This window comes from Brachyspira pilosicoli P43/6/78 (assembly GCF_000325665.1).
Classification (GTDB): Bacteria; Spirochaetota; Brachyspiria; order Brachyspirales; family Brachyspiraceae; genus Brachyspira; species Brachyspira pilosicoli.
In genome coordinates this window covers 2,517,359-2,532,842 of record NC_019908.1, presented here as the reverse complement: position 1 = coordinate 2,532,842, position 15,484 = coordinate 2,517,359, and the positions used below count along the sequence as shown (strand labels likewise).

The 15,484-nt window shown below is 29.4% G+C and carries 16 protein-coding genes; 4 read left to right on the top strand and 12 right to left on the bottom strand.

From position 1 onward, the window contains the following. Positions 1–180 precede the first annotated feature (180 nt). From BPP43_RS11335 to BPP43_RS11305, 8 genes are all read right to left on the bottom strand, one after another. On the bottom strand, positions 181–627 hold the full coding sequence (locus BPP43_RS11335; protein ID WP_015275011.1) for a (R)-mandelonitrile lyase: 447 nt from the start codon (positions 625–627) through the stop codon (positions 181–183). 294 nt (positions 628–921) lie between these two features. Further along, positions 922–1,431, bottom strand: coding sequence for a flavodoxin (locus BPP43_RS11330; protein ID WP_015275010.1), 510 nt, complete (start codon positions 1,429–1,431; stop codon positions 922–924). Positions 1,432–1,749: 318 nt separating this feature from the next. Further along, positions 1,750–2,196: an aldo/keto reductase gene (locus BPP43_RS12795; protein ID WP_252832334.1), complete on the bottom strand. Its 447-nt coding sequence runs from the start codon at positions 2,194–2,196 to the stop codon at positions 1,750–1,752. A gap of 40 nt (positions 2,197–2,236) precedes the next feature. Further along, positions 2,237–2,722, bottom strand: coding sequence for an aldo/keto reductase (locus BPP43_RS12790; protein WP_252832333.1), 486 nt, complete (start codon positions 2,720–2,722; stop codon positions 2,237–2,239). A gap of 43 nt (positions 2,723–2,765) precedes the next feature. Continuing rightward, a complete protein-coding gene (locus BPP43_RS11320; RefSeq protein WP_015275009.1) occupies positions 2,766–3,653 on the bottom strand; it encodes an aldo/keto reductase in 888 nt (295 codons plus the stop codon). A gap of 225 nt (positions 3,654–3,878) precedes the next feature. Then, positions 3,879–4,724 (bottom strand): aldo/keto reductase, encoded by an 846-nt coding sequence (locus BPP43_RS11315; RefSeq protein ID WP_015275008.1) that lies wholly within the window; start codon positions 4,722–4,724, stop codon positions 3,879–3,881. A 79-nt stretch (positions 4,725–4,803) separates the two neighbouring features. Next, complete coding sequence (locus BPP43_RS11310) at positions 4,804–5,241, bottom strand: cyclophilin-like fold protein (RefSeq protein ID WP_015275007.1); 438 nt, start codon at positions 5,239–5,241, stop codon at positions 4,804–4,806. An 18-nt stretch (positions 5,242–5,259) separates the two neighbouring features. Then, positions 5,260–5,640 carry a MerR family transcriptional regulator gene (locus tag BPP43_RS11305; protein WP_013243575.1) on the bottom strand — a complete coding sequence of 127 codons (381 nt, stop codon included), beginning with the start codon at positions 5,638–5,640 and terminating at the stop codon, positions 5,260–5,262. A gap of 848 nt (positions 5,641–6,488) precedes the next feature. On the opposite strand from BPP43_RS11305, the gene BPP43_RS11300 reads away from it, so the two are divergent. Beyond that, complete coding sequence (locus tag BPP43_RS11300) at positions 6,489–7,775, top strand: bifunctional folylpolyglutamate synthase/dihydrofolate synthase (RefSeq protein WP_015275006.1); 1,287 nt, start codon at positions 6,489–6,491, stop codon at positions 7,773–7,775. Positions 7,776–8,044: 269 nt separating this feature from the next. On the opposite strand, the gene BPP43_RS11295 is transcribed toward BPP43_RS11300, so the two are convergent. Continuing rightward, entirely contained in the window at positions 8,045–8,476 is a 432-nt protein-coding gene (locus BPP43_RS11295) for a PepSY-like domain-containing protein (protein WP_013243577.1), read from the bottom strand. A 265-nt stretch (positions 8,477–8,741) separates the two neighbouring features. Here BPP43_RS11295 and BPP43_RS11290 point away from each other — a divergent pair, with 265 nt between their 5' ends. The 3 genes from BPP43_RS11290 (at position 8,742) to BPP43_RS11280 (ending at position 11,904) form a co-directional block, all read left to right on the top strand. Then, the gene (locus BPP43_RS11290; protein ID WP_015275004.1) at positions 8,742–9,869 is read left to right on the top strand and encodes a helix-turn-helix domain-containing protein; all 1,128 of its coding nucleotides are present in this window, start codon (positions 8,742–8,744) and stop codon (positions 9,867–9,869) included. An 873-nt stretch (positions 9,870–10,742) separates the two neighbouring features. After that, on the top strand, positions 10,743–11,381 hold the full coding sequence (locus BPP43_RS11285; protein ID WP_013243579.1) for a cyclodeaminase/cyclohydrolase family protein: 639 nt from the start codon (positions 10,743–10,745) through the stop codon (positions 11,379–11,381). 226 nt (positions 11,382–11,607) lie between these two features. Continuing rightward, on the top strand, positions 11,608–11,904 hold the full coding sequence (locus BPP43_RS11280) for a helix-turn-helix domain-containing protein (protein WP_013243580.1): 297 nt from the start codon (positions 11,608–11,610) through the stop codon (positions 11,902–11,904). A gap of 23 nt (positions 11,905–11,927) precedes the next feature. On the opposite strand, the gene BPP43_RS11275 is transcribed toward BPP43_RS11280, so the two are convergent. The 3 genes from BPP43_RS11275 to BPP43_RS11265 form a co-directional block, all read right to left on the bottom strand. Continuing rightward, positions 11,928–12,956, bottom strand: coding sequence for a glycoside hydrolase family 3 N-terminal domain-containing protein (locus tag BPP43_RS11275; RefSeq protein ID WP_015275003.1), 1,029 nt, complete (start codon positions 12,954–12,956; stop codon positions 11,928–11,930). Positions 12,957–12,977: 21 nt separating this feature from the next. After that, the gene (locus tag BPP43_RS11270; RefSeq protein ID WP_015275002.1) at positions 12,978–13,892 is read right to left on the bottom strand and encodes a glycoside hydrolase family 3 N-terminal domain-containing protein; all 915 of its coding nucleotides are present in this window, start codon (positions 13,890–13,892) and stop codon (positions 12,978–12,980) included. A gap of 197 nt (positions 13,893–14,089) precedes the next feature. Further along, positions 14,090–15,298 carry a DegT/DnrJ/EryC1/StrS family aminotransferase gene (locus BPP43_RS11265; protein WP_015275001.1) on the bottom strand — a complete coding sequence of 403 codons (1,209 nt, stop codon included), beginning with the start codon at positions 15,296–15,298 and terminating at the stop codon, positions 14,090–14,092. Positions 15,299–15,484 lie beyond the last annotated feature (186 nt).

Here is a 15,484-nt window from a genome sequence, read left to right as displayed (position 1 = left end):
CCGCACAGCGACTGAAAGGAGTACCTTTAGGTGCGAGCTGCTGGAAAAAGTTGAATAAAAAACTCATATAAAAATAGTTATTTAAGAATATACTTAAAATTTCAACTTTATTTATTTTTATTATTTGCAGGGACTAGCCCCCACAAACAATAAAATAAAAAATCTTATAAATATAAAAACTTATCTATTCTTTTTATAAGCATTATATTCTTCATCTGTAACATGCTCTAACCAAGTTACATTATTTCCGTCTTTATCGCCTGTTATAGCAATATGCTTCATTTTGCAATCCGGTGAAGCTCCATGCCAATGCTTTTTATCTTTAGGGCAGTATAATGCCTCTCCTTTGTGAAACTCTAAAACTTCTCCACCCTCTTCTTGTGTGAGCCCTATTCCTTCAACTACTATTAAGTGCTGACCGCAAGGGTGTGTATGCCATGCTGTTCTTGCACCTGGCTCAAATGTTACATAGGCTACAGAAAAATGCGAGTCTTCATTAGGCTCTGTGAGAATCTCTACTTCAACATCGCCTGTAAAATATTCTTTGGCTCCTTTAAACTTTTTGCCTTCTCCATTTTTTATGAATATAGTTTTTTCTGGTGATTTTTGATATTTATAATCTGGCATTTTATTTTCTCCTTTTTGTTATACTAAAAATTTTTAACTTTTTCAATCTTTTTCTTGTTCTTTTTCCCGCCGCAAAAAGAACCAAAAAGTGCAAATATAAAATTAGTATTAAACTGTACTAATAATGTTCAAAATATAGAATAAAACTATATATTTTAGCTAAAAAATAGCCTTTTTGCTTCTTTGTGGCAATACCGAAGGCACTTCCTACGGTCGCAAAAGAAGTGGGGTCTGGGGCAAAGCCCCAGTTATCAAAATAAAATATAACTTTAATTTTTAACAAATTATAATTGTTTAGGTATATTTTATTTTTACAAATATATCCTTAATCCATTTTCTTATTTCACTCTCAGAACTTGACGCAGAGCTTCCATATACGCTTAATATTTTACCTACTTGTTTAGACTTTGATTCTTTTTCTATATCTCTTTTAATGCTTCCACACCCTCCGCCTCCATGCGTACAGAAAGGCATTATTATTTTATTAGAAAAGTCAAAACTGTTCAAAAACGTATTTAACGGAGGAGCCATTGTGTTCCACCAATTAGGACTTCCTGCAAATATAATATCATAATCATCTATGCTCTTTATGGTGTTTTTTAATTTTGGTTTGTAACCGCTGTTTATATCTCTTTTAGCTTCGTTTAATACGGTGCTGTAGTTTGGCGAATATGCTTTTTCAGGCTCTGTATTAAAAAAGTCTATTTGTACATTTTGTGATTCTTCTTTTATAATTTTTGCTATTGTATCAGCAAGTTTTTTAGTGTTTGCTGAATGCGAATAATAAGCTATCAATATTTTCATCATGAGCTCCTGTTATTTTTTTATTTAATAGACTTACTTCAAAACTGCTTGATAAAATTATTTAATATTCAAAAAGTGTATAATTAATTATAATAAACATGCAGCCTTTTTGGTTCTTTGACAAAATCCGTAAAGCGTAGTTGAAGGAAAAGAACAATAATTTTTTGTTATTTGTGGTGGCGTTGCCCCCACACCCCCACTTCTTTTGGTGACCCAAAGAAGCAAAAGGACTGCATTTAATAAAGTATAGCTTTTTATGTATATACAAAATATAAATATTTATTAATCTGTTTTCAAATAAATCTAAAACTTATAAAATTATTTTCCTACTATCTCCATATGCTCCTTCGGATACCTGTCGCCCTCTATTGTTATTTGTGATATCGCTTCATTTATCTTATTTAATTCCTCCTTACTAAAATCCACATTAACAGAATATGCATTCTCTTTTAATCTCTCTATCTTGCTTGCTCCAAATATAGGCACTATAAAAGGCTTTTGATGAAGTACCCAAGCTAATGCTATTTGAGCCTTTGATACATTTTTGGCTTTAGCAATCTCTTCCAAAATATCAATCAATGATTTGTTTTTATCAAAGTTCTCTTTTTGAAATCTTGGTATAGAGCTTCTAAAATCATTCTTTGAAAACTCGCTGTTAAGCTTGCCTGTTAAAAAACCTTTGCCAAGCGGTGAAAAAGGCACAAAACCAATATTTAATTCTTCTAATAATGGTATAATCTCTTTTTCCGGCTCTCTCCAAATCATAGAATATTCGCTTTGTATGGCTGTGAGTTTGCATACTTCATTAGCTTTTTTTTATGCTGTTTGCTCCTGCCTCTGAAATGCCCCAATGTTTAATTTTACCTTCTTTTATTAATTCTTTCATTGTGTCTGCAGCTTCTTCAATAGGAGTGTTAGGGTCAACTCTATGAAGATAATACAAATCAATATAATCAGTTTTCAGTCTTTTTAATGAACCTTCTACTGATGATATTATAGTCTCTTTTCTGCCGTCTAACATAGGCTTTCCATTTACAGTTTTTATTCCGCACTTTGTAGCTATTACAACTTTATCTCTTATGCCCTCTAATGCTTCCCCTACAATCTCCTCGTTTTTGTATGGACCATAAGCTTCTGCTGTGTCAAAAAAATTAATGCCTAATTCTATAGCTTCATGTATAACGGATATTAATTGTTTTTTATCATAATTCTCATCATACACTACACCATAACCCATACACCCTAAACCAACGGCCGAAACTTCCAAATCTCCAAGTTTTCTTTTTTGCATATTAATAACTCCTTATTATTATTATTTGTTTACATAATTTTTATTAATACCAATCATACTTTTCATTGCGGTTAAGTTTTGATATTTTTCTCATCTCATCATCGCTCAATTCAAAATCATATAATTCTGTATTTTCTATTATATGAGCCCTATTGCTTGAACCGGGTATTACAATAACTCCCCTCTGTAAATGCCATCTTAATATAATTTGAGCAACTGACTTATTATGCTTTTTAGCTATCTCTTTTAATACACTATCATTTAAAAGCTCTCTTTGATGACCTCTTCCCCCCAATGGATACCATGCTTGAACAGCTATCCCCAAACTTTGAATATATTCTACAACTTCAGTATCCTGATAATATGGGTGTATCTCATTTTGAACCAAAGCAGGCATAATATTTATTTTTGGCAAGAACTCTTTTAATTCTTTTATATACCAATTAGAAAGACCAATAGATTTTATCTTTCCTTCTTTTACAGCTTTCTCTATTGCCTTATACGCTTCAACATCATTATTTCCCGGGTGATGAAGAAGCATCATATCAATATAGCCTAATTTTTTTAACGCTTCATTTATGGCATTTTCTGCATCATTATACTGATTAGGATATAGCTTTGTAATAACAAAAATATCTTTTCTATCAATCTTAGAATCTCTCACAGCTCTTGCAACCTCCTCTTCATTGCGGTATATATAAGCCGTGTCAATTAATCTTACCCCATTTTGTAAAGCATAAAGCACAGAGTTGTAGCAAACCTCATTTAATAAGCTGTATGTGCCTATTCCATTTAGAGGTATTTCATAACCATTATTTAGTGTAACAGTTTTTGTATTGAAGTTAAAATTGCCTTTCATATTATTAGCCTCTGCTTTTATGTTTATTGATGTTATAAAGATTAGTAATAAAGTTATAAAAGTATTTTTCATTATTAGTCCTTTTATAAACAATGCACTTATCATGCATAAAAATAAGATACAGTTATATTTTATATCTGGGGCTTTGCCCCAGACCCCACTTCTTTTGTTGCCACAAAGAAGCAAAAAGGCTATTTTTTTATTTAAAATAATTTATTCTATATTAAAATAATTAGTATGATTTAATACTTTTACTGAAGCTATTCAAGAATGAAATCAATATAATAATAAAAAATACTAAATCTTATAATTGCATAAATATTTCACTGTCTCAATATCTGTGTGCGATAAAAATAAACTCTGCTTAGTGTCTAGTTTGGAAATTTCTTTCATGTCATTATCGTCCAACTCAAAATCAAACACATTAAAGTTTTCTACAATCCTCTCTTTGTGTACGCTCTTAGGTATCACAACAACATCTCTCTTTATAAGCCAATTTAATATAACCTGAGCAACTGTTTTATTATGTTTACTTGCTATTTTTTTAAGAACCTCATTAGTAAACATATTATTCCTGCCCTCAGCAAATGGTCCCCAAGACTCTATTTGAATATTATACTCTTTCATAAGTTTATTGTCCTCTTCCCTTTGAAAGAATGGATGCGTTTCAATTTGATTAACCATAGGAGCTGTTTTATTATGCATAACAAAATCTAATAATCTATCAGGATAAAAATTGCAAACCCCTATAGCTTTAATCTTTCCTTCGTTATACAAATCTTCCATAGCCCTCCAAGAGCCGTAATAATCCCCAAAAGGCTGATGTATCAAATATAAATCCAAATAATCTAAATTAAGCTTATTCATAGAAACTTCAAAAGCCTTTTTAGCATTATCATAACCGCTGTCGCTTATCCATAATTTTGTAGTGATGAATAATTCTTTTCTATCAATTCCGCTTTCTTTTATGGCGTCTCCAACTGCCTTTTCATTGTTATATGCTGATGCTGTGTCTATTAATCTGTATCCTGCCTCAATTGCATCCAGTACCGACTTCTTACATTCCTCATAATCTGGTATTTGAAAAACACCAAAACCTAGTATAGGCATTTCAAGCCCATTACTTAATTTTACTTTTTTCATATAAAACTCCTTGAAAAATCCTCTTTTATGCATGAACTTATTTTATGAACTTAATTTTTTTTAAATTAAGTTTCAAAAACTAGTTCGCACTAAAAGTTATTTCTATGCTTCCCCTTCCAAGTGAATCTTTTAAGCCGTCTGTATTTTCTATATATCCAATTTTAGTGTAGCTGTATGATGTTGAAAAGCTTTCATAAAACAAAACCAAACAATTATTGCCGTATAACATAAAGTCGCCTCTTTTTATACTGCCTACCCTTTCACTTTTTGTTGTAAGTGCTGAACTTAAATTATAATATTTTTCATTGCTGTTTAAATCATTCATTGTAATAGTTAATGGAAGCATTTTTAGAAAATCTCTTGCCGTGTCATTATCATACAATATTAACTTGTATTCTTTGTTGTTTATTTTTAAATTAACATAATTATTTAAAGTGTTCATCATAGCAGAACTATCTCCATAAATAGAATTGCATGCTGTCATTATAAAAATTAAAAAGCTTAATAGTATTTTCATTTTTATCCTCTTTATTTATCATCTCTTTGATAATTTTATTTCACACTCTCTCATCTTTGTATCATAATTATTTATTTTGTAATTTAATTTTTCTAAAGTCTCTTTAAGCTCATTAATTTTACTTTCTATTATATCTCTTTGGTCTAATAATAATTGCTTTCTAGCCTCTATTGTAGCATCGCCTTTGTTGTAGAGTTTTATATATTCTATCAATGACTCTATACCCATGCCGGCACTTCGCATACATTTAGCAAACTCTATCCAGCCTATATCATAATCAGTATAATTTCGTATACCGCTTTCGGTTCTCTCCACTTCTGGTATAAGCCCTATTCTCTCATAATACCTCAAAGTGTCGGTTGATAAATCTGTCTTTTTGCTTACTTCAGCTATTGTCATAATTTAAGCCCCTAGTCTTTTTTGTTTTAATTATAGCATTAGAGTATGCTCCAATGTCAAGACTTATTAGTAGTTTAAATTATTATAGAATTATATCAAATACTTATGTTTTATAATTATTTATAACCAAAAGGCATGGAGGAGTATATCTTTTTTAGTTGTAATAAAATATAGATATTATTTTATATATTCCAAAAAGCTAAAACACTAGCACTTTCGCGAAGCGTACCCGAAGGGTAAGGCTCGCAGTTGACAAACTTCAATTTTTTTAGTATATATTAGTGATTATATTTTATTAATTTTTTTATTGTTCTTTTTCCCGCAGCTTACGCGGTGCGGACTTCGTCAAAGAACCAAAAAGTGCGAGCGTTTTTAGCTTTATATTTGGAATATATAAAATAATATCTATGTTTTCGTATACATAAAAAGCTATGTTTTATTAAATGCAGTTCTTTTGGTTCTTTTATACCAATACCGAAAGGTACCTACTTGGTAAAAGAACTGGGGTGCGGGGCAAAGCCCTGCAAAATAAAAATACTTTTAAAAGCTTAAAAATTTTTAGTATGTAGTTAAATAACTATATTTTGTTATGTAATTTTTTTTCAACTTTTTCCCGCCTTCGCTTTGCGGACTTCGTCAAAGTTGCAAAAAGTGCAAATGTTTTTTACTTTATATGTATGAATATCTATAAAATATAAAATAATATTTTTTGTTTATACCTAAAGGTTGATTGAATTAAATGCAGTTCTTCGCGAAGCGTACCAGAAGGGTAAGGCTCGCAGTTGACAAACTTCAATTTTTTCAGTATATATATAGCATATTTTTATGACAAAACGGAAAACTTCAATATGGAAAATATTAATGACGCTTTAGATTATCTATACTCTTTTATGAATAAAAAAAATCTTCATAAAAAAAATAATAATCATATAAGCAATGTAGAAAATATCTTAAATATATTAGGCTATAAACAAAACTTCAAAATAATACACATTACAGGCACAAAAGGAAAAGGCTCTGCTACTTTGAGTTTGGCTCATATGCTTAGTGCGTGCAATTACAAAACAGGTGCTTTTATATCTCCGCACATCATAAACGAAAGAGAGAGAATATCTATTAATGATGAATGGATTAGCGAGAATGATTTTATTTCTATAGTAAAAAAGATAAAGAATGTAATAGAAGAAAATAAACTTGATGAGAGTATAACCGTTTTTGAGTTTTTTACTATAATAGGGCTTTATTACTTTTTTATTAACAAAGTAGATTATGCTTGTATAGAGGTTGGCATCGGGGGGAGGTTTGACTGTACTAATATTGTAAACTCTTCTATTAGTATATTAACTTCTATCTCTTATGACCATGTTGATATATTAGGAAACACCATAGAAGAGATAACTTATCAAAAGGCTGGCATTATAAAAAATAATTCTATAGTAATATCAGCAATGCAAGAGAAAAACTCTATTGAAATAATAGAAAATGTGTCAAAAGAAAAAAATAGCACACTATATACATTTGGTAAAGATTTTTATTCTAATATCATAAAAAACACAAGTGAAATATTAGAGTTTGATTATATAGAAAAAGAAAATAAATATCATTTTACAACCACACTTTTAGGAGAACATCAAAGCGAAAATATAGCATTATCATTCAAAGCTTTTACACTATTAGAAAGCAAAAAAGAAAATATAAAAAAAGCAATAGACTCACTTCGTAATTTTAATATAAAGGCGAGATTAACTTTTATAGAGAGAAATCCAGACATTATAGTAGATGGTGCTCATAATGCTAAATCATTAAGCAGAATATTAAAGACTATTTATAAATGGTATGATAGTGTTGTGATATTATTTGCTCCTATAAGCGAAAAAGATGTAGGCGGAATGTGCGAGGTATTAAAAGAAAACAAAGATATTATTATAATAAGTTCTGCTAAGACAAAGTATAAAGATTCTGACAGTTTTAAGACTTATGAATATTTAAGAGAAAAAGAGAATGTGTATCATATAGAGAGTTTTGACTTGGCAGTAGAAGAGATGAAAAAGATATCTAAGGAGAAGAATATACCAGCATTGGTGATAGGTTCTCTTTACAGTGCTAGCGACTATATAATTTCGCAAGATGGGTGAAGTTATATTTTTTGATGTATACTAAAAATTTTTATGTTTTTTATTTGCAGGGCTTTGCCCTTAACGAAGCAGACACCGTGCAGCACCCAAGTTCTTTTGCCGACGCTCTGCGTGCCGTAGGCAAGGCACCTACTCGGTATTGGTATAAAAGAACCAAAATAACTGCATTTAATAAATTATAGCTTTTTACATATAACAAAATATATATTATTTTATATATTCAAAAAGATAAAGTTAGAACACTTACATTTTATTTAATAATAATTTTTTTAGTCGTCGAATTTCTGACCCATTAATTGACCATCTGCTGAAATATATAATTCCATCATATTATTGAGCTTTACTTTGTAATTACCCCACTCTTTCTCTATTTCTATGATTATAGATGAAGGATAAGTCTTCTCAACTACATTCGCTATATTGGCAGGAAGCACACTTTTAGGAACTCCCATATATTCACCGTCAATGCTCTTCCAATCGCCATTCATAAAAAAGTCTATAGAAACACCATTAGATAAATCCACCTCAAACTTTCCGTCATCACGCTCAACCTTCCATATTGTAACACCCGGATAGGCTGAAGCAATAAAGTCCTGTGCTTTTTTTGGCAATGCAGAAGCAGGAAGCATCCAATCATCGGCAAATAATACAGAAGATAGCATTACAAAAACGATAATTAGAAGTGAATATCTTTTAGCCATCAATAATAAACTCCCTAACTATAATATACAAAAATTATCAAGAAATGTCAATATTTATTTACATTTTTTTACTATTTGTTTACAGTTTACTCTATAAACTATACTTTTTATACTTAACAATTAAAAATCGTAATAAAACCATATTAATTATAATAAAAATTAGAAAAAAATTTACAAAAAATCATAAAATCCAGCAAATTAAGCTTATAAATCATTATAAAAATTGAATTTAGTATAAAGAAAATTTATTAGAGGTGTTTTTATAATGAATAATAATAATAATAATAATAATAAAGACAAAAAAAATTATTATGCCATAATACCCGCAAACGTTAGATACGATAAAAGATTAAGCCCTCTCACAAGACTAATATACGGAGAGATTACAGCCCTCAGCAATGAGAAAGGCTACTGTTTTGCCACAAATGCCTATTTTGCTAATTTGTATTCTATGAGCAATGTAAGCATATCGAGATGCATATCAGAACTAAAAGAGCATAATTATATAAGGGTTGTTTATGATATAAAAGAGAAGAACGTAGACAAGAGAAAGATATATATAAATAATCTTGAAAATAAAAAATTAGAAAGCGAAGAATTAAATAAAAAGAATGAAAAGTTAGAAAATGAAGAATTAAAAAACAATGAAGAAATCACTAACAATGAAGAAATTAATATAAACATTCAAGAGTATAAAGAAGATATTAATAAAAATAATAATACTAATAAAAATGATGATGCTTTCTCATTAGCAAAAATAAAATTAGTTAATAGAATTAAATTAAATGATGATACAGATTTATCAAATAATATAAAAGAGTATAATCAAAATTGCTTAGATGGTATTAAAGAAAAAGTTAAATATAATAATATAATTAATAATACAAATAATAATATAATTAATAGTAATTTTCTTCTCTCAGAGTTTGATTCTTTTGTATTAGAATTATGCCAAGTATTTAATAATTTTACTTACAACAATGCTTCCAAAATCTCTGAGTTATACGGTTTTAAGAGTAAAGAAAAACAAGAGCTATTATTAAAGATTTTTAACGAGAGAAAGTATGATTGGAGAGAGTGTATTAAATATGCCAAATTAAAAGCAAAAGATAAAAACAACATACCAACATTATGGCTTGATTTTTTAAGTTTTTTAAAAATCTATTTAAGAGAGGGAGACAAAGAAAAACTCATAAAGCCCTATTATACAGAAGAGCAATTATTAGAAAGAGCAAGAATACTACAGAAACAAAAAAGGGAGAGAGAAAAAGCATTGCTTGAAGAGAGTAAAAAGATGGAGGAATTAGAAAGAGAGTTAGGCAGAGAAAACATGACATTAGACGAGATAATAGAAGCAACCAAGGAGCAGTTTAAGCACTTAAAGAGGAAGTGAGAGTTATTGTATTTATTATATACTAAAGATTTTTATATTGTCTAAAATTCTAGTTTTTAATTATAAATTATTTGCAGGGCTTTGCCCCTGCGAAGCGTACCCTTAGGGTACGCACCCCACTTCTTTTACCAAGTAGGTACCTTTCGGTATTGGTATAAAAGAACCTTATATCCTTCGGATACGCTTCGCGAAGAACTGCATTTAATGAAGCCTAACTTTTTATGTATAGACAAAATATAAATATTGTTTTATATATTCCAAAATATAAAGCTAAAACACTTGCGTTTTTTGCAACTTTTTGACGAAGTCCGCACAGCGAGAGCGACAAAAAAGTTGATAACATTTATATAATATACATAAGTTAATAAAATACATTTGTTTTAGTGTATATTAAAAAATTGAAATTTGTCAAAATATTTTTTAGATTTTTTATTGTTTGCGGAGACTAGCCCCTTGCGAAGCACACACCGTGCAGTACCCCCAGTTCTTTTGCGACCGAAGGGAGTCCTTCAGGGCGACCGTAGGAAGTACCTTCGGTATTGGCACAAAGAACCAAAAAGACTGCAATTTAATAAAATATATCTTTTTAGGTAGATAGAAAAATATAAACATTATTTCAGATTTATATATTCAAAAAAATATTAGCTATAGTATATGCACTTTCGCGAAGCGTGCCCGAAGGGTAAAAACTTTGACGAAGTCCGCAAAGCGACCGTAGGAAGTGCCTTTGGTGCGAAGGCGGGAAAAAGTTGAATAGAAAACTTAAAAAATATTTTTGACAAAATATAAAATCTTTAGTATATTGAACTCTCTAATAAATTATTAACCGCATCACAAAAAAACATTAAAAAACTTTTAAGGAGATTTTTGAAAATGGAAAAGCTCATAAACAAAAGCGTGTTAGATTATATTAATGATGTAGATTCATCATTGCCTGCTCCTGGTGGCGGAAGCGTTACTGCTGTTGTTGCTAGCTTGGCTTGTGCTTTGGCTGGAATGGTCGCTCATCTCACCGTAAACAAAAAAAAGTTTAAAGAATTAGAAACAGAAAAACAAATTGCTTTCAATAATGCTGTAGAAAATATAAAACAAATAAAATCTCAGTTAATAGAAATTGTAGATAAAGATGCTGATATGTTTCAATTAATTATGGACGCATACAAATTGCCTAAAGATACCGATGAACAAAAAGAAATAAGAAAAAATGCTATCTCTGAGGCAGCAAAAAAAGCATTAGAGCCTCCTCTTCAAACGCTTAAAAGCTGTTATGAGTTATTAGAGCATTTTGAGATAATTCACAAATATGGCAATGAGGGCGTTATAAGCGATATAGTATGTGCATATACAATACTATATGCTGCGGCAAAATGTTCTATAGTAAATATTAATATAAATTTATCTTCTATAAACGATGAAAACTTTTTACATAATACCAAAAATACATGTTTATATTATTTGAGGGGTATGAAAAAAACATATAAGGAGGTAAATTTTGCATTATTGGACATATAAAATAGAATAATATTTCATATATTAGGGAACTAATTCTTTTTCATATTGATATTTTTTTATAATGTGTTATATTGTCCCCTTAAAATATGATATGAATTAAATGGTATTTTTATATTTTTCTTTGTGTTTTTATGTTATATGTATTTAAGTTAAAAAATAATTTTTAGCTTAAACAATATCTTTTTTAAAATTAGCTGTTTTAGTATTAAAATTGGAGGTTTAAAAAATGAGTATAACTACTAAACACATAATATCTTTAAAAGAGGAAGAAAAACAAAAGATTAAAGACTTTATTAAAAATGAAGGTAAATCTAAAAGGTTGATATCAAGAGCAAACATTATATTAGCTTTAGATGATAAAAAAAACACTGGGCTTACACATACTGATATCGCTAAACAATATAATGTAACATATCATACCGTAGTAAACATAATAAATGAATTCGTTGCTAAAGGATTAGATTCTACTCTTACTTATAAAAGAAATCCAAACAGCAACAGAAAAAAGAAAAAAGCTAATTAATAACTAAATAATAATTTTGTGTGTTAGGTATTTTCTCTCATTATCTTTAATACCTTAGCACATGAAATTATATCTGGTTCTATATTTCTAAACATCTCTTTTACATTCTTATAAATATTGCTTGTAAGATTTATACCGTAATTGATAGTGCTCTCAATCTTTCCTGTCATAACGAGGTCATCTGTAATAATCACCCCTTTAAAACCCATATCTTCCTCAAGTAACTTTCTATACTTTTCTGACATGCTAGCAGGAAGTGTATCATCTATATATTTATTTTTTATATGCGAAACTAAAACCATCTCAGCACCCAAATCTATAGCCTTTTGAAAAGGTATTAATTCTTTATTTTTAAGCTCTTCTAAAGTTTTATCTATAATAGGAAACTCACTATGCGAATTAACAGCAGTGTCCCCATGACCAGGAAAATGCTTAACAACGCTTATAATACCGGCATCTTTCTGAGCTTTTATTGTAGCTTCCACCATCTTTGAAACCATCTCAACATTTGTAGAAAAGCTTCTATTGTATATATAAGAATCTTTGTTGCTTGGCACATCGCATAACGGACCAAGTATCATATTAATACCCATATCTTTTAGAAACTTTGCTTTGTTATATGCTATGTTGTATGCATATTCAATGCTGTTGCTGTCGCCTATCATTTTGGCTGAAATGTCTTTGTATTTGTCGAAAGGTATTCTAAAGACTTCGCCTCCTTCTTCGTCTATAGAAATTAACATATTTTTGTTAACATATTTCTTTAAATCTGATGTGAGTTTTTTTAATTGTTCCTCGTCTACTATGTTGTAATTAAAAAGTATAACTCCAGAAACATGATTATCTTTTAATGTCTTTATGGTCTCTTTGCTTAATACTGTGTCAGTGATGCCCACCATAGTAAGAAGCCCTCTCCTCTCTTCAATGCTCATACTATTAACTTCATCTATATAGTTAGACAAATAAGAATATTTTTTTTTCAATTCCAAAATATATTTTTCATCTTCTGTGATGCTGTCTTTTTTTTGTGCAAGAATTAATAAGTAAGCCAATAATCATAACACTAAATAAAATTATAATCGATTTAACAACTTTGAAATTTTTACGCATAATTCACTATCCTCTGTTTTAATATTTTTTATCTTTAGCCTGTTTGCTTTATAAAACCTATAATCAATAACATTAAGCAAATTAGTATTTATAAGAGAATATTTATTAATATAATCACTCATTACAACGCCTTTAAAATGAAGGCTATTAAAAAGATAATCTCTGTATAATTTTTCATTTTTAATATGGCTCATCACAAAAAAGTCGCTTTCTATTGCCGACAAAAATGTTTGTTTTGAGTCGATTATATTTTCAACATTTTTTATATTATCTTCTATATATAACTCATCATTATAGTATTTTGGAAAATATTTTGCGGCGGTGAGAACGCCACTGTCTTTATACGCCTTAATTGTTTGAGATATTAACTTTGAAGCAATTTGTTTATCGCCGCTGAAGATATGCTCTTTTAGATGAGATTTTTCATTACAGAGAGTATTTACCACAGGAGATAAAAACATATTAACGCCAATATCTTTAAGAGTGGACGCTCTTTTTTTAGCAATATTGTAGGCATAAGTTTCGCTTTGCCTCTCACCAATATAGCTTTGATAAACCTTAAAGTGCTGGTTAAAAAATAAATTATGCGTAGGCTTATAATCTTCATCTAATGCTATGAATATTTTTTTGTTTAGATTTTCTTTTATATTTTTTATTAGTTTTTCAATTGTATTAATGTCAGCTATGTTAATTATTATTCCTTTAACATCATCATCTTTTATTATGTTAATTAAGTCATTATCATAAGTTTTAACAGCGAGCATTATTTGCAGATTATTATTTATTTTTTTAGTGTTATGTATTTTTATTTCATAATAGAGATAGCAGAAAAGGAGAGCTATAATAACAATAATCAAACTAACAAAAATATAAAACACTATGATTACTCAATTTTAATTTTTTTATTGTCAAATATTTGCAGGGCTTTGCCCCGCACCCCACTTCTTTTATTGGTATAAAAGAAGCAAAAGAACTGCATTTTATAAAATATAGCTTTTTATCTATAACAAAATATAAATATTATCTTACATTCATTTACACATATTAAACAACATACAACCGCTTATCCCTAAACTCAGTTGCTCTCCAAATACCTAAAAATATTCTTAGCAATATATAAAGCGTCCTCCTCTTTAAGTGTGCTGTATAATGGCAAAGTTACTTCATTCTTATACAAATTAAAAGCATTTATATAATCAGCATTTACATAATCTTTATAAACTTTGTGAAAAGGAAGAGGCAAATAATGCACATTAAGCACTATGCCAAGCTCTGCCATCTTCTCTATAAGCAAATCCCTATCAGCCTCCTCATAGTCTTTAATTCTTAATAAATACAAATGATAAGATGATTCAGCCTCATCGTCTTTGAATACAGGAAGTATAACTTTTTTGCTCGCACTCAAAACACTGTTATATATATTCACAATGTTTTTTCTGTTTTTAAGCATATCATCATATCTCTTTAATTGCGATAAACCAATAGCCGCATGAATATCACTCATATTGCATTTATAACCTGCAACCTCAATATCATATCTCCAGCTTCCTAATTTAGTTTTATCTAAAGCACTTTTGTTCTGCCCATTCAAAGCCCAAACAGACACTTCTCTATAAATCTCATCAGCGTTAATATTTCCAATATCATTAAAACTCAATCCCCCGCCCTCAGCAGTTGTAACATTCTTAACAGCATGAAATGAGAAAGAAGAAAAATCAGCCTGACTTCCTACCCTATTTCCTTTATAAAAAGCACCAATAGAATGAGCAGCATCAAGCAAAAACAAAGCCCTGTTTAATTGCTTTTGATATTTATTAGTTTCTAATGCAGTAAATAAATCTTTTTTCTTTTCTAGTATTTTTATAATGCCGTCATAATCGCAAGGCTTACCGCCAACATCAACAGCAATAACAGCTTTTGTTTTACTAGTAATAGCCTTTTCAAGTTTCTCCAAATCTATATTAAAGTCATTATCAGCCGCATCAATAAACACAACCTTAGCCCCCAAATGTATAGCCACATTAGCAGTAGAAGCATAAGTGTACGCAGGCACTATCACCTCATCACCCTCAGTAACTCCGAATATTTTTAAAGCTAGCTCCATAGCCATAGTAGCACTAGACAATAGCTTTACCCTTTTAACATTTATATATTTACAAAGCTCCTCTTCAAGCTCTTTGTTTACAGGTCCGCTAGTAATCCAGCCGGATTTTAAAACATTAACTACAGCCTCAATTTCATTGTCTGTAATATCAGGCGGCGAGAAAGGTATAATTTTGTTCATTGTGATTTTCCTTATTAATTTATTATATTACTATTTTATTATAATTTATTATATTTTATTATATAATTTCAAATAAATATGTTAATTAAATTATGTTTACTATTATAAGCCTAATAAACTATAAAATCAATTGCTATATAAAATTAGAAACTTATTTTTTATTATGAAGCAATATTGAATATACTA

Coding starts and splice junctions, on each gene's coding strand:
- BPP43_RS11335 (WP_015275011.1), bottom strand. CDS start 627: ATGCCAGATTATAAATATCAAAAATCACCAGAAAAAACTATATTCATA.
- BPP43_RS11330 (WP_015275010.1), bottom strand. CDS start 1,431: ATGAAAATATTGATAGCTTATTATTCGCATTCAGCAAACACTAAAAAA.
- BPP43_RS12795 (WP_252832334.1), bottom strand. CDS start 2,196: ATGATTTGGAGAGAGCCGGAAAAAGAGATTATACCATTATTAGAAGAA.
- BPP43_RS12790 (WP_252832333.1), bottom strand. CDS start 2,722: ATGCAAAAAAGAAAACTTGGAGATTTGGAAGTTTCGGCCGTTGGTTTA.
- BPP43_RS11320 (WP_015275009.1), bottom strand. CDS start 3,653: ATGAAAAATACTTTTATAACTTTATTACTAATCTTTATAACATCAATA.
- BPP43_RS11315 (WP_015275008.1), bottom strand. CDS start 4,724: ATGAAAAAAGTAAAATTAAGTAATGGGCTTGAAATGCCTATACTAGGT.
- BPP43_RS11310 (WP_015275007.1), bottom strand. CDS start 5,241: ATGAAAATACTATTAAGCTTTTTAATTTTTATAATGACAGCATGCAAT.
- BPP43_RS11305 (WP_013243575.1), bottom strand. CDS start 5,640: ATGACAATAGCTGAAGTAAGCAAAAAGACAGATTTATCAACCGACACT.
- BPP43_RS11300 (WP_015275006.1), top strand. CDS start 6,489: ATGGAAAATATTAATGACGCTTTAGATTATCTATACTCTTTTATGAAT.
- BPP43_RS11295 (WP_013243577.1), bottom strand. CDS start 8,476: ATGGCTAAAAGATATTCACTTCTAATTATCGTTTTTGTAATGCTATCT.
- BPP43_RS11290 (WP_015275004.1), top strand. CDS start 8,742: ATGAATAATAATAATAATAATAATAATAAAGACAAAAAAAATTATTAT.
- BPP43_RS11285 (WP_013243579.1), top strand. CDS start 10,743: ATGGAAAAGCTCATAAACAAAAGCGTGTTAGATTATATTAATGATGTA.
- BPP43_RS11280 (WP_013243580.1), top strand. CDS start 11,608: ATGAGTATAACTACTAAACACATAATATCTTTAAAAGAGGAAGAAAAA.
- BPP43_RS11265 (WP_015275001.1), bottom strand. CDS start 15,298: ATGAACAAAATTATACCTTTCTCGCCGCCTGATATTACAGACAATGAA.